The organism is Brevibacterium sp. AGC70 (assembly GCF_057334195.1).
Window position 1 is genome coordinate 431,484 of sequence record NZ_JBHFIH010000018.1, and the last position, 13,361, is coordinate 444,844.

A 13,361-nucleotide genomic window follows, 5' to 3' on the forward strand; every position below is an offset into this window, starting at 1 on the left:
ACCTTTTGCGGGCTATATACGCTACCTTCTGCGGGCGTAGTGCTTCGCAGTTCGCGGTCCTGAACTGTACTTCTCACGCAGACGCTGTCGGTTCACTCCCGCCCCGAGCTGATCCACGTCGGATTGTCGACGATATTGCGAGTCCCCTCGACAAGCGACCGGATGGAGTCGAGCTTCGTCATGTCCTCGGCATCGAGAGGCAACTCCACGGCACCGAGGTTCTCCAACGCACGTTCGGCCTTGCGCGATCCTGGGATCGGTACCGCGGAGACTCCCATCTGGTCCGCGCGCTGCAGAAGCCAAGCCAGCGCGACCTGAGCGTTTGTGGCGTCGTGACGGCGAGCCACCTCGGCGACGATATCGACGATCTTCTGGTTGGCATCCCACGCTTCACCCATACGGGAGGTGCCACCGCGGAAGTCATCGGCGACCTGCTCCTTGGTCAGGGTGCCGGTGAGGAAGCCCCGGCCCAGGGGACTGTAGGGCACGAACCCCACACCCAACTCGGCGCAGGTGGGCACGACATGGTTCTCAACATCACGCGACCACAGGCTCCACTCCGACTGAAGTGCGGCAATCGGGTGGACGGCGTGTGCTCGCCGCAGTTCTTCGGAGGTGACTTCTGAGAGGCCGATGTGGCGGATCTTGCCCGCCTCGACCAACTCGGCCATGGCACTGACGGTCTCCTCGATCGGAACGTCGGGATCCGGGCGGTGGTGGTAGTAGAGATCGATCGTCTCCACGCCGAGGCGGGCCAACGACGCATCGCAGGCTGAGCGAGCGTATTCCGGGCGTCCGTCGGTGCGCTTGCCCGCGGCATCCGTCCCATCCCTGGGTGCGGTGATGCCGAACTTCGTGGCGAGCTGTACCTCGGCGCGGCGTTCGGCGAGGAAGGGGGCGAGCATCTCCTCGTTGGTTCCGGCTGGTCCGGTAGATCCTTCGCGGGGTTTGCCGTAGACGTCGGAGGTGTCGAGGAAGGTGATGCCGGCGTCGACCGCGGTGCTCAGGGTTTCCCGTGCCGCTTCATCGGTGGTGCCACCGTAGACGTGGGACAGGGCCATGCAGCCGAAGCCAATGGGGGAGACGGTGAGGTCGCCGAGGCGGGTGGTGGTCATGATGGTTCTCCTTCTTGGTGGTGGGAGCTCGGTGGGGTATCTGCCGGTACGCGGTTGTCATCGGGAACACCGCCGTAATTGGCGATTTTGTAGTCAGTTGTGAGTAGGGCCAGTTCCAGCTCGTGAAGTTGGGAGACGATGCGCTCGCGCTGGTCGAGCATGATCTGGAGGCGCTGCTCGGTTGTCGCATCTCCAGCACGGACCAGGTCGACATATCGACGGAGTTCGCTGATACCTATGCCGGAAGTCCGCATGCGAACCAGGAAGTCGAGGCGAGCGACGGCCTTCTGATCGTAGATTCTGTGTCCCGACTGTCTCCGAGGCACCTCGAGGAGCCCGGCGCGTTCGTAGTAGCGGGCGGTGTGTGCGGTGATGTCGAGGAGTTCACAGACGTCTGAGATCGACAGCTCCACACCGTCACCGACCGAAAGCGCTCGCCGGAGTCTTTCAGGGACTGGAGGGTCTGCGGTGTGCTGTCTCATAGAAACAAACCTACGACTGTGAGTGCACTCTAAGTCAAGGGGCAGGGGTGAACCTCATTGCGAGCCACCGATAGCGGTGCCTGAGTATTGCCGGTTTTCCTTGATTGTTCTCGCTCGCAGCAGACATACTTGACCCTATGTCCGCGTCGCAGCAGTCCCTCCGTGCCGTTGTCTTTCTCGGGTTGAGTGTCGATGGCCGCATTGCGCGGCCGGACGGGGACTTGGAGTGGCTGACCAGCCGCGGCGAGGCCGCCGGAGATGCGGGCTTCACGCCGTTCCTTGAGTCGGTTGACGCGGTGGTGATGGGCCGGAAGACCTACGAGGCGATCGCTTCCATCCAGGAGTGGCCCTACCTCGGTCGCCCGATCCACGTCATCAGTACGACCCTCGACGCAGATGCAGACCCTCGCATCATCGTGCACCGCTCACCCGAGGCTGCCATCGACGCAGCGGAGCGAAGTGGCTGCAAGCGCGTCTACGTCGACGGTGGGGCGACCGTCCGATGGTTTCTTGCCGCCAAGCTTGTCGACGAGCTCACGCTCTCCCAAGTACCTGTGCTCATCGGCGATGGGCCATCACTGTTCGGGTCACTTGGCGGAGATGTGGATCTCGAGCACGTGCGCACCACAGTCCTCGACGGCGGGATGGTCCAGACCACCTATCGAGTTTTGGGCGGACCAACGCCTCACACGTCCGAGTAGGACGGTCTGTTCGGGGCGTTTCTCCTCTTACAGGGTGAGACTAGAGTGGTGACGCGCCGAGCTAAGAGCGGGGGCTCTTCCACCGCCCGTGCCGTCGTTCGAATGCAAACCTCTCCGCTCTCAGATGCCTGACTCGATCCACGACGTCTGGGGCGTAGCTATAGGCAGCATCCGTATCGACAAGCCCCTCAAGCACGATGGTGTACTCATCTGGCGGCAGCTCGATGCGTCGGCACAGCGCGTCGCGAGCAGCTGACGTGTGCTCTGTCTTCTCCAGGTCGAGGATCATTCGATCGTGCGCTGAGAGTTCATTCACGGTGCCGGGGACCATACGGGCCAGTGTGGCATATTGACCGTAAGGCCGACGCGGACGAGCGATCCAGGCTCGAGGATCGCCGAGGTGGTGAACCTCAGAATTCGGCACTGCGTCTGCCGGAATCGTCTGCCGAGAGCAGGTAGCTGAGCACATCGGTGACCGTGACCACCGCATGGCTGCCATCAGATCGCTCGACCAGTGCCAGCTGTGTCCCTGCATCCTTCATTGCACCGAAGGCGCGGCCGACGGTCATCGTTGCGGGCAGGACCTCGACCGAGCGAGCCGCCTCGGTGATGGTGTCCCCGCCGGCGAGGCCGAGGACATCGCGGACATGGACCACGTGGGTCGGTGGTTGCCCAGGCACAGTGTGCACGAGGATGCGTCGGTGGCGATCGCGCTGTGCGGCGTCACGTACCTGAGCCGCCGTCGCACCCGGTCCGACAGCAGTCGGCTGACCACGTTCTGCCACCAGTTCGCCGAGGCTGAGCTGAGTCAGCTCGAGAGCACCGAGCAGTGCATCCGAAGACTCCCGTTCGATGGTTCCCGCCTGCGCCGAATGACGCAGCAGCTCCCGCAGATCGTCCGAGGTGTGGCCCTGATCGACCTCGTCGACGGGTTCGACGCCGACGAGTCGCAGGCAGGCGTTGGCCGCGTTGTTGAGCACGTGGAGCAGAGGCCGGGTGAGGAACATGAACGCCCGCATCGGCAGCGCGAGCATGATCGCGGAGCGCTCCGGGTGCGCCACAGCCCACGACTTCGGGGCCATCTCACCGACGACGAGATGGAGGAACGTGACGATGATGAGGGCGAGGACGAATCCGGTGAGGTCGGCGATCCACAGCGGCAGACCCAGAGCCTCGGCGACCGGCGTGATCCAATGATGAACCGCGGGCTTCGTGATCGCGCCCAGCGCAAGGGTGCATGCCGTGATGCCCAGCTGGGAACCGGCGAGGAGGACGGAGAGCTCGGTGGAGCTGCGCAGCGCCGCTCTGGCCGAGCGGCTGTCGGCCGCTGCATCTTCCAGCCGGTGGCGTCTGGCGGCGATGAGGGCGAATTCCACGGCGACGAAGAACGCGCTGAGGCCGATGAAGAGAACAGTGAGGGTGACAATGACCCAGGGGTTGCTCATCGCTGAACCTCGATTCCGATCCGCAGCTGGGAGGGCACATGGGAGGACACCTCGAGGACGTCGACGGTGAGCCTGACCGGACTCGGCGCTCGTGTGTCGGCGAGCTCGGCTGGGTCGATGGGCAAGGTGATCTCGATCCGGTCACCGACCTCGGGGAAGCCCTTGGCCTGTTCGATGACAAGGCCTGAGAGCGTCTGCGCCGAGGTGGCGGGCAGTTCGCGGTGGAGCGCGCGGGAGAGCTCGTCGAGGGGCATCGCCCCCGGAGCCGTCCAGGTGCCGTCATCATCTGCGACGATCTCCTCGATCGCCTCATCGTGTTCGTCGACGATGTCACCGACGAGTTCCTCGCCGAGGTCCTCGATCGTGACGATGCCGGAGAACCCTCCGTACTCATCGACGACGCAGCCCATCTGGGCCCGGTTCTCAGCCAAAGTGCGCACGGCGTCGGGCAGGGGGAGGGACTCGGGAACGAAGACCGGCGATTTGAGCAAGAGACGCAGATCCTCGTCATCAGCAGCGGAGAGGACGTCGAGGAGATCGATCGTGCCGACCACCTCCTCGGCGTCGTTGAGTACCGGGTACCGGGAATGACCGGTCTGCATGAGGGTTCGCACCTGATGTAGCGGCGTGTCCTCGCCGATGACATCGACCCGAGACCGGGGCACGGTGGCGTGGTCGACACTCTGCTGAGGGAAGTCGAGGATGCGGTCGAGGATGAGGGAATCCTCGTCGACGAGATCCCCGCTCTGGCGTGAGTCCGCGACGATATGTTTGAGATCGCGACGGGTCGCGGAGTGGTCGACATCGTGGACAGGTTCGATTCCCAGGACCTTCAGCAGGGCGTTCGATGCCCTGTCGAATATCGTGATGAGCCAACCGAAGACGGCGAGATAGATCGCAGTCGATCGTGCAAGCCAGATAGCCAGCGGTTCGGGGCGGGCGATCGCGAGGTTCTTCGGGAAGAGTTCGCCGAAGACCATCTGGATGATCGTCGCCACGACCAGGGCGAGCACGGTGCCGATGACGACTCCGGTGCCGGTGGGGATCGACGTCCCACCGAGGGCCTCGCCGATGGCAGTGCCGATGAGGGGTTCGGCGACATAGCCGACCAGCAACCCGGTGACGGTGATGCCCAGCTGAGCACCCGAGAGCATGAAAGAGGTGCGGCGAGTGATCGATTGAGCGCGCTCGGCAGCTTTGTCGCCGGCGGCCGACCGGGCGGCCAGGCGAGAACGGTCGACGGCCATATAGGCGAATTCCTGGGCCACGAAGTAGCCGGTGGCCACTGTGATGAGCAGGACGACGAGCAGGCCGATGAGAAGCGAGAGAAGCCAGGTCAACGGAGTTCACCTGCCCGCGCGGGATGTTGCTGAGGTCTGATACTGCCAATGATGTCCCAGCCGGGACTTCGATAGTCGTCCATGTTCCTTCCGGAAGTCTGCATGTAGGCGGCTGACTACGATTATCCAGATGAAAGCTGACAGCACGCTGTGGGTGGGCAGGCAGTGCGAAGGGGAGGCGGCCTTCGTCACGCTTCCATGACCACTGAACACTTTTGGTGCAGGTGACCAGTCCGCAAACTGTCCACCTGCACCAAAAGTGATCGATCTTCTCAGGGCTCTACGACCCCACGAACGCCGTCGCGAAGAACGGCACGAAGGTCACCAGCGCCAGGGCCGCCAGGAGCACAAGGGCGCTCGGGATGGCGGCCTTCGCCACGCTCATCACGCTCATGCCCGACATGCCTGAGGCGACGAACAGGTTGAGTCCCAGCGGCGGCGTGATCATGCCGATCTCCAGGTTCATCACGACGATGATGCCGAAGTGGATCGGGTCGATGCCCAGCTCCATGGCGATCGGCAGCAGGATGGGAGCGAGGATGAGGATCGCTGAGGACGTCTCCATCACACATCCCACGAACAGCAGCAGGATGTTGACGAGGATGAGGAACTGCCAGGGCTGCAGGTCCCAGTCGGTGATCGTTGCCGATATCGACCCCGGAATCCGCTCGCTGGCCAGCACGAAGGTGAAGAGGATGCCGTTGGCGATGATGAACATGACCATCGCCGAGGTCTTCACCGACGAGAGCGTGACTTCCCAGAGCTGCGAGATCTTGATCTCGCGGTAGATGACCAGGGACACCACCAGGGAGTAGGCGACTGCGACGGCCGCCGCCTCGGTGGGGGTGAACCAGCCGGAGTAGATTCCGCCGAGGACGAGGAACGGCAGCGCCAGTGCGAGGATAGCGTCGCGGAAGGCCTTGAGTTTGTCGGCATTCGACAATTTGAAGCCGGCTCCCGCGTGTCCGTAGCCCTTCTTCCATGCCACGAACACGGCCATGGCCAGCAGCATGACGCCGGCGAGGATGCCCGGCAGGATGCCGGCGAGGAACAGATCGCCGATGTTCTGTTCGGTGGCGATGCCGAAGACGATGAGCGGAATCGACGGGGGAATGAGGATGCCCAAGGACCCCGACGTGGCCACGAGTCCGGTGGAGAACTCCTTCGGATAGCCGTTTCGCATCATGGCCGGGATCATCAGCGCGCCGACGGCGACGACCGTGGCAGGCGACGAGCCGGAGACCGCGGCGAAGAACATGCACGCGAGCACCGTGGTGATCGCCATTCCGCCGCGCAGATGCCCGACCATTGCGGCACCGAAATCGGTCAGCCGGCGCGAGATTCCGCCGCGGGACATGATGTTTGCCGCGAGGATGAAGAACGGGATCGCCATGAGCGGGAACGAATTGAGCGCATTGAACAGCCGTTCCGAGACCTGAGTCATCGGGATGAGCGTGAAGTAGTAGAAGTAGACAAGGCTGGTCAGGCCCAGTGCCACCGCGATGGGCGCCGAGGTGACGAGCAGCAGAATGAGGACTGCAATGAGAACGAATGTTGCTTCGAGCATCAGCGATCCCCTTCCTTCGTGTCGTCGATGGCGATGTCGTTGACGTCGATGCCGACCGCCGCGGCTTCCTCAGCAAACACGTCCTTGTCGAGTTCCTCGGCCGGGGCCTTGATGGCACGGATGAGCATTTCGGCGGCACGGATGAAGAACATCGTCATCCCCACCGCAAGCGAGAGTTCGACGACCCACAGAGGCAGCTTGAGTGCCGGGGTGATCGTCGTCCTTGAGAAGGGCTCACTGATGAGTGCCCAGGACAGGTAGGCGATGAACCCCGCGTAGACGAGGGTGGCCAGGCCGCCGAGGACAACGAAGAACTTCTTCTTCTTGCCCTTGAGCAGCGTCGGCATGATGTCGACGGCGACGTGATCGTTGTGTCGCAGGGTCACGACTGCGCCGAAGAAGGTCGAGCAGATGATGAGGTAGATGATTGCCTCTTCGGACCAGAACAGGACATCACCGGTGATATTGCGCAGAAGCACGGCGAAGACCGCGAGTGCTGTGGCGCCGATGAGGCTGGCGCCGGCCAGGAAGTTCTCCACCCGGCTCAGATACTTGTCGAAGGTTCTCATCGTCACTCCCGTTCCTTGTCACGCTGCAGGAGCTCGTCGACGACCTCGGGGCCGATGACATCCCGGTACTTCTCGTACTCGGAGGGCACAACCATGTCCTTGAACGACTGGCGCTCCTTCTTCGTGGGCACGACGATTGTCGTGCCACCGGATTCCTCGATGAGTCGCTTCGACTCTGCGTTGACCTTCTGTGACTCCTGTCGGTTGAATGCGGAGGCCTCGTCGGCGGATTCGTCGACGACTGCCTGCAGGTCAGCGGGCAGTTCGTCGTACCACCGTTTGTTCACAGTGAGGATGTAGCCGATGTACCCGTGGTCGAGTTCGGTCACGTACTTCTGGACCGTATGCATCTTTTGTGACTCAATGTTCGAGTAGGTGTTCTCACCGCCGTCGATGAGACCCTGCTGGAGACCGTTGTAGACCTCGGCGAAGGCCAGGGGAGAGGGGATTCCGCCCCAGGTCTCGAACTGGGTGCGCAGAACGTCGGAAGGCTGGATGCGGTATTTCTTGCCCTTCATGTCCTTGGGCGAGAGCGTCGGGTTGTTCGAGTGGATCTGCTTCATTCCGGAGTCCCACAGGCCGAGGACTTTGAGCCCGTTGGCCTCGAGGTCGGGGTTGGCGTAGATCGCCTTCCCGATTTCGGTCTCAGGGCTGACGATGTCCGGGATCTCATCGGGTTCGTCGAAGATGAATGGCAGGTCGAGGACCTGCAGGCTCGGTGCGATCGTCGTGAACTTCGCGCTCGCCGGGGCGAGCATCTGCACGGCGTTGGACTGCAGAGCCTGCATCTCATCCTTGTCGCCGTAGAGCTCCGAGTTCGGAAAGACCTCGACCTGGATACGACCGTCGGATTTCTCCTCGATCTGCTTCGCAAAGTAGTCGGCGGCGAGTCCCTTCGGCGTACCCGTCGACGTCACATGGGCAAAGCGCAGTTCGAACTTCTCCTGCTTGCCGCTGCGCGCGGGATTGCAGCCACTCAGAACGAGCAGGCAGATCGACAGGCAGGCAACCAAAGGTTTCCACCCGGATCGTCGTATCGACGTCATCGTCAGCTCCAGTTGTAGGAATCGGTGTGTGAGATCAGTGGGCTGCATCACCCGCACGATCAAACGTTTTTGAGCTTAGACGAGATCTCAGCGATTTCCAATATTATCTGAAAAAGAATGCATTGTTTCTCGTGAAGCGGGATCTCGGGCCCGCGCAGTGCGGAAAATTGCAAGGCAAGGGCGGATGAAGGCGCTGTTGTGGCAATGGCCCGTCTGCCCGTTTTTCGGTGCCTGTCGATTCAGTCGCTGGAACGGGCTGGCAGAAGGTGATCTGCGAGTGACCGGGAAGTGGCCTTGAGCGCGGCCGTGCTCAGTCCCGTCCTACTCATGTACACGATTCCTTGTTGAGCGGTGAGAATGGCGCGTGCCAGCGTAGTCGCGTCCGATTCGATTGGCAGATCCCCCTCGTTCTGGGCACGGGAAATGCAATCGGCGATAAGTTCAGTCGATGTTTCGTAGGTCGCATGAGCGAGGGTGAGAACCTCCGGGTCGGCATTGCCCAGCTCGGAGGTGCTATTGGCCAGCAGGCAACCGCGCCGAACACCGGAGTCGTCCCCCTCGTCGACCGGCGCCTCGAGCAGCGTTCGCAGAGCACTGATCGCTTGTGGAGTCTCGCCCAGGACTTTCCGAAGATTCTCATGATTGCTGTCGATGTAGCTCCGCAGCGCTCGGAGGAAGAGTTGACGCTTGTCGCCGAATGCCGCGTAGATGCTGCCCTTGCCCAGCCCGCTGACCTGCATCAGGTCCTCCATCGAGGTCGCGGCGTAGCCTGCGTCCCAGAACTGCTCCTGAGCCGCATCCAGTATCTGCTTCTCGTCGAATGCTCGTGGACGTGCCATGGCCCCAGCGTACGTGTTCTTGACTCAATGGTCCAGAACTCTCTATTGTGGACTGAGCGGTCAAGAATGGCGGCGTGAATCGAAATGGAGGCAGGGAGATCATGGGAAAGCTGAATGGCAAGGTAGCGATCGTCACGGGCGGATCACGAGGGATCGGGGCAGCATCGGCCCGGGCGCTGGCTGATGAAGGAGCTGATGTCGCGATCAGCTACTCATTCTCGGCGGATCGCGCCAAGGCAGTGGTCGCTGATCTGGAGGCGAAAGGAGTGCGCGCGGCAGCCTTTCGCGCCGACCAGGCTGATGCAGCGCAGGCGGCAGGTCTCATCCACGGCGTGAAGGAACATTTCGGGCGCCTCGACATCCTGGTCAATAATGCGGGCGTCAGTGCTCCAGCCCTTATCGATAGCGAGGATGTCGATGAGTCCAGTATCGACCACCAGTTCGCGGTGAACTACACCGGTCCAGTCGCAGCGATCAGAACGGCGTTCCCGATCTTGCCTGAGGGTGGGAGGATCGTGAGCATCAGCAGTGGAGTTGCCACGCGCACAGGCTTCTCCGGGATGGCTGACTATGCAGCGTCCAAGTCTGCTCTCGAGGGCTACAGTCGCGGCGCGGCGCGCGATCTCGCGCACCGAGGAATCACGGTGAACGTGGTCCAAGTCGGCTTTACCGACACAGAGATGAACCCTGCCGACAGTGCTGCCGCACCCATGTTCCTCTCCACGACGGCGATCGGCAGATACGCCAGGCCAGAGGAGATTGCTGCGGGTGTTGTCTTCCTCGCCAGCCCGGAAGCGTCCTACGTCACGGGCACGGTGCTCAACATCGACGGCGGGTACCGTGCGTAACAGGTTCGCCTCAACAGTGATCGTGGATGCCCCTCTGGGCTCGGTTCAGAGGTTCGCTGCGGCGATCACCGAGGCGAATGCGGTGGAGAGTGCCGCTGTGACGGACGCAGATTCGCCGAGATAGCCGTTGACCATTGCACCGTCGCGCAGGATCATGAGCTGCTGGGCCGTGAGGCCGGCATCTGAGGCCCCGGCCTCGGTCGCGATTGAGGCGAACTCGTCAAGCATCCACTGCCGATGCTCATCGACGACCGCACGCACCGGATCCTGCGGGTCTGCGAACTCTGCGGCGGCGTTGATGAACGCGCAGCCCCGAAACCCCGGGCTGCAGCTCGCCGTGCCGACACCCTCGGCGATCGCATGCAGCGAGCCTTCCGGATCCTCGACCTGGCGCATCGAGGAGAACCATGCGCGCTCTCCGGCTGCCTGCTGCTGCAGATAGGCGACGACGAGGTCGCTTTTCGTGGGGAAGTGGCGATAGAAGGTGACTTTCGTGATGCCCACCTGCGCAATGATGCGATCCGCGCTCGTGCCGCGGATCCCGTGCGAGTAGAACATCTCATTCGCGGCCTGAAGAATGCGTTCACGCGTGGCGGGACCCGATCTGCTGCGAGTGCTTCCTGAGGCCTTCTGTGGCATCCGTTTTCTCCGAATTCGTCTGTGCTGCTTGCGTCGGTATACGAAGTAGTCTACATTATTGAAGTAGACGAACTAGTAACTCTACTTAGTTCGCATCATCATCCGAAAGGAGACACCGCATGTCCGCCACGCTCTACACCACCACCGCCACCTCGACCGGCGAGGGCCGCGCGGGAGGCCGCGCGGTCACCGACGACGGCCTGCTTGACATCACTCTGGCCACTCCCACTTCGATGGGCGGCCCCGGCGGCGCGACAAACCCCGAGCAGCTCTTCGCAGCCGGATGGTCATCGTGCTTCCACTCAGCCCTGAAGATGGTCGCTGCGCAGCAGAAGACGCCCGTGACCGATTCCACTGTCACCGCGGATGTGTCGCTGACGAAGACCGACGACGGCAACTTGGTCCTCAACGCCACGATGCGTGTGCACATTGGAGGCGGCATCGCCCAGGACGCCGCTGAGGCGCTCGTGGCCGCTGCGCACCAGGTGTGCCCCTACTCGAACGCGACCCGCGGCAATATTCCCGTCACCCTCACCACCACCGTCGCCTGAGCGACCACGCGAAATCACCAGGAGCAGAACAATGACCACGCAATCCACCGCAGCACAGTCCACGGACGTGCAATCTGACACCTCGGCGGCCTATAGCCGTTCGCTGCGCAAGCTGTACTTCGTCCGCTTCGCCTTCGCCGCCGTCTGGGTGGGGATCATGTTCGCCACCGCCGCCAAGGCCACCGACCCGACCCCGCTGTTGACAGTCCTCCTCGTCATCTACCCCGTCTTCGACGCCGCTGCGGTGCTGTGGCAGCTGCGGGCAGACCCGGATAAGCAGCGCTCGAAGACTGTCGAATGGCTCAATGTCGTCATCAGCGTCGCGATTGCGATCGCCCTCGGCGTCTCATCCTCGATCGCGATCCCCGCAGCTCTTGCGGTCTGGGGCGTGTGGGCGATCATCGTCGGTGTCCCGCAGCTGATCGCCGCGATTCGCAACCGCCGCAACGGCGGCCAGGTCGCACAGATGCTCTCGGGCGGCATCTCGGTCTTCGCCGGTGCCGGATTCCTATTCCAGGGACTCCAGGGCAGCGGCATGATTTCAGGCGCGGCCGGATACGCAAGCCTCGGCGCGATCTTCTTCCTCGTCTCGGCTATCCGACTGAGCGTGAAACTGAAGGGACAGAGCGCATGAGCCAGGAAAACACCGAAGTCGACTACGACCTGATCGTCATCGGCGGTGGAGCTGTCGGCGAGAACGTCGCCGGCAGTGCCACCCAGCAAGGTCTGCGTGTGGCAATCGTTGAGTCCGAATTGGTCGGCGGCGAGTGCTCGTATTGGGCCTGCATGCCGTCGAAGGCATTGCTGCGCAGCGGACACGCGATCCGCGCCGCCCGCCGCGTCCCTGGCGCCCGCGAAGCAATCACCGGTGGGCTGGATGCAGACGCCGTGCTCGCTCGACGCACTGCGTTCACCGACAACTGGAAGGACGACGGTCAGGTCGGCTGGCTCGAGTCTGCCGGCATCGATCTGATCCGCGGATTCGGCGCATTGGACGGAACCGGCCGGGTGAAGGTCGGAGACCGTGTCTACACGGTTGGGGCAGTCGCGTTGGCCACCGGATCGGTCCCGGTCATCCCGCCGATTCCGGGGATTGCTGAGTCTCGAGCGTGGGGGACCCGCGAAATCACCGCTGCCGACCATGTGCCGCAGAGTCTGATCATCCTCGGCGGCGGCGTCGCCGGCTCCGAGATGGCCTTCGCCTTCTCCGCGCTCGGTACCGAGGTCACCGTGCTCTCCCGTGAAGCCCTGCTCGGCCGGGAAGAACCGTTCGTCGGTGAGCACGTCGCCGCGGCACTCGAGAACGAAGGCGTCGATGTGCGCATCGGCCCATCACCCGTGCGCGTCGACCGGGAGAGTGACGGAAGCATCACCGTTGCGTTCGAGGACGGCACGACCCTGCAGGCTGAGGAGATGCTCGTCTCGACCGGACGGCGGCCTGCGACCAGTGGACTGGGGCTAGACGTCGTGGGCATCGAGGCCAAGTTGAATGTCGATGACACGATGCTCGTCGAGGGCACCGATTGGCTCTACGCCGTCGGTGATGTCAACGGGCGTGCACTGCTGACCCATCAAGGCAAATATCAGGCTCGTGCCGCGGGTGAGGCCATCGCCGCTCGTGCCAACGGCACCCCGCTGTCGGTGGAGGTGTGGGGGCGACACGTCGCCACCGCCGACCACCATGCTGTGCCTCGCGTCGTGTTCACCGACCCCGAGGTTGCGGCTGTCGGGCTCACGGAGGCGCAGGCCCGCGAAGCAGGAATCGGGATCAGGACAGTCGAATTCGATCTCGGTTCGGTGGCCGGCGCAAGCCTCCACGCCGACGGTTACACCGGGCGCGCGAAGCTCGTCATCGACGAGCAGCGTCATCTCATCGTCGGCGCAACATTTGTCGGTCAGGACGTCGCGGACCTTCTGCATTCGGCGACGATCGCGATCGTCGGTGAAGTGACACTCGACCGTCTCTGGCATGCAGTGCCCTCGTATCCCACCATCAGCGAGGTGTGGCTCCGGCTCCTCGAGACCTACGGCAGACCAAGCTGAGCTGCGGTTGGTTATGGGATGGGTGCGGTCAGCCGGGCTTAAACGCGGTCGATCACACGATTGGTGCCACGATGCTTACACCCCCGGTTCGAATTACTTGAGAAATTCGGCACGCTCTTGAACCGGGGGCGCACTCGCTGTTGTCGGCTGCTCCAGCCACGTCGACGTCGAGCGGG

The 13,361-nt window shown here is 63.0% G+C and carries 15 protein-coding genes; 5 read left to right on the plus strand and 10 right to left on the minus strand.

Annotated elements, in window-relative coordinates:
- Positions 1–92: 92 nt before the first annotated feature.
- Positions 93–1,115 carry an aldo/keto reductase gene (locus tag ACE03M_RS17330; RefSeq protein WP_485935289.1) on the minus strand — a complete coding sequence of 341 codons (1,023 nt, stop codon included), beginning with the start codon at positions 1,113–1,115 and terminating at the stop codon, positions 93–95.
- Complete coding sequence (locus tag ACE03M_RS17335; RefSeq protein WP_485935290.1) at positions 1,112–1,597, minus strand: MerR family transcriptional regulator; 486 nt, start codon at positions 1,595–1,597, stop codon at positions 1,112–1,114. The genes ACE03M_RS17330 and ACE03M_RS17335 overlap by 4 nt, the downstream gene beginning before the upstream one ends.
- A gap of 137 nt (positions 1,598–1,734) precedes the next feature.
- Here ACE03M_RS17335 and ACE03M_RS17340 point away from each other — a divergent pair, with 137 nt between their 5' ends.
- Positions 1,735–2,298, plus strand: coding sequence for a dihydrofolate reductase family protein (locus ACE03M_RS17340; RefSeq protein WP_485935291.1), 564 nt, complete (start codon positions 1,735–1,737; stop codon positions 2,296–2,298).
- Positions 2,299–2,359: 61 nt separating this feature from the next.
- Here the strand turns inward: ACE03M_RS17340 and ACE03M_RS17345 are convergent, their stop codons facing one another.
- The 7 genes from ACE03M_RS17345 to ACE03M_RS17375 all read right to left on the minus strand — a co-directional run bounded on the left by ACE03M_RS17345 (position 2,360) and on the right by ACE03M_RS17375 (position 9,104).
- Entirely contained in the window at positions 2,360–2,797 is a 438-nt protein-coding gene (locus tag ACE03M_RS17345) for a DUF3263 domain-containing protein (protein ID WP_313900596.1), read from the minus strand.
- Entirely contained in the window at positions 2,709–3,743 is a 1,035-nt protein-coding gene (locus ACE03M_RS17350) for a CNNM domain-containing protein (protein WP_485935292.1), read from the minus strand. The genes ACE03M_RS17345 and ACE03M_RS17350 overlap by 89 nt, the downstream gene beginning before the upstream one ends.
- Positions 3,740–5,083: a hemolysin family protein gene (locus tag ACE03M_RS17355; RefSeq protein WP_485935293.1), complete on the minus strand. Its 1,344-nt coding sequence runs from the start codon at positions 5,081–5,083 to the stop codon at positions 3,740–3,742. The genes ACE03M_RS17350 and ACE03M_RS17355 overlap by 4 nt, the downstream gene beginning before the upstream one ends.
- Positions 5,084–5,363: 280 nt before the next feature.
- The gene (locus ACE03M_RS17360) at positions 5,364–6,650 is read right to left on the minus strand and encodes a TRAP transporter large permease (RefSeq protein ID WP_143924114.1); all 1,287 of its coding nucleotides are present in this window, start codon (positions 6,648–6,650) and stop codon (positions 5,364–5,366) included.
- Positions 6,650–7,219, minus strand: a complete 570-nt coding sequence (locus ACE03M_RS17365; protein WP_485935352.1) for a TRAP transporter small permease — start codon at positions 7,217–7,219, stop codon at positions 6,650–6,652. Before ACE03M_RS17365 ends, ACE03M_RS17360 begins: the two co-directional genes overlap by 1 nt.
- 2 nt (positions 7,220–7,221) lie before the next feature.
- On the minus strand, positions 7,222–8,265 hold the full coding sequence (locus tag ACE03M_RS17370) for a DctP family TRAP transporter solute-binding subunit (protein WP_186293207.1): 1,044 nt from the start codon (positions 8,263–8,265) through the stop codon (positions 7,222–7,224).
- A gap of 239 nt (positions 8,266–8,504) precedes the next feature.
- Positions 8,505–9,104: a TetR/AcrR family transcriptional regulator gene (locus ACE03M_RS17375; RefSeq protein WP_485935294.1), complete on the minus strand. Its 600-nt coding sequence runs from the start codon at positions 9,102–9,104 to the stop codon at positions 8,505–8,507.
- Between the two features lie 101 nt (positions 9,105–9,205).
- Between ACE03M_RS17375 and ACE03M_RS17380 the strand changes: the two genes are divergently transcribed.
- On the plus strand, positions 9,206–9,952 hold the full coding sequence (locus tag ACE03M_RS17380; RefSeq protein ID WP_485935295.1) for an SDR family NAD(P)-dependent oxidoreductase: 747 nt from the start codon (positions 9,206–9,208) through the stop codon (positions 9,950–9,952).
- A 45-nt stretch (positions 9,953–9,997) separates the two neighbouring features.
- On the opposite strand, the gene ACE03M_RS17385 is transcribed toward ACE03M_RS17380, so the two are convergent.
- The gene (locus ACE03M_RS17385) at positions 9,998–10,591 is read right to left on the minus strand and encodes a TetR/AcrR family transcriptional regulator (RefSeq protein WP_485935296.1); all 594 of its coding nucleotides are present in this window, start codon (positions 10,589–10,591) and stop codon (positions 9,998–10,000) included.
- 119 nt (positions 10,592–10,710) lie between these two features.
- Between ACE03M_RS17385 and ACE03M_RS17390 the strand changes: the two genes are divergently transcribed.
- Genes ACE03M_RS17390 through ACE03M_RS17400 form a run of 3 tightly spaced genes read left to right on the plus strand, consistent with a single transcriptional unit; the run spans position 10,711 to position 13,185 of the window.
- A complete protein-coding gene (locus ACE03M_RS17390) occupies positions 10,711–11,142 on the plus strand; it encodes an Ohr family peroxiredoxin (RefSeq protein ID WP_143924120.1) in 432 nt (143 codons plus the stop codon).
- Positions 11,143–11,173: 31 nt separating this feature from the next.
- Positions 11,174–11,776: a hypothetical protein gene (locus ACE03M_RS17395; RefSeq protein WP_222103679.1), complete on the plus strand. Its 603-nt coding sequence runs from the start codon at positions 11,174–11,176 to the stop codon at positions 11,774–11,776.
- On the plus strand, positions 11,773–13,185 hold the full coding sequence (locus ACE03M_RS17400) for a dihydrolipoyl dehydrogenase family protein (RefSeq protein ID WP_485935297.1): 1,413 nt from the start codon (positions 11,773–11,775) through the stop codon (positions 13,183–13,185). Before ACE03M_RS17395 ends, ACE03M_RS17400 begins: the two co-directional genes overlap by 4 nt.
- Positions 13,186–13,361 lie beyond the last annotated feature (176 nt).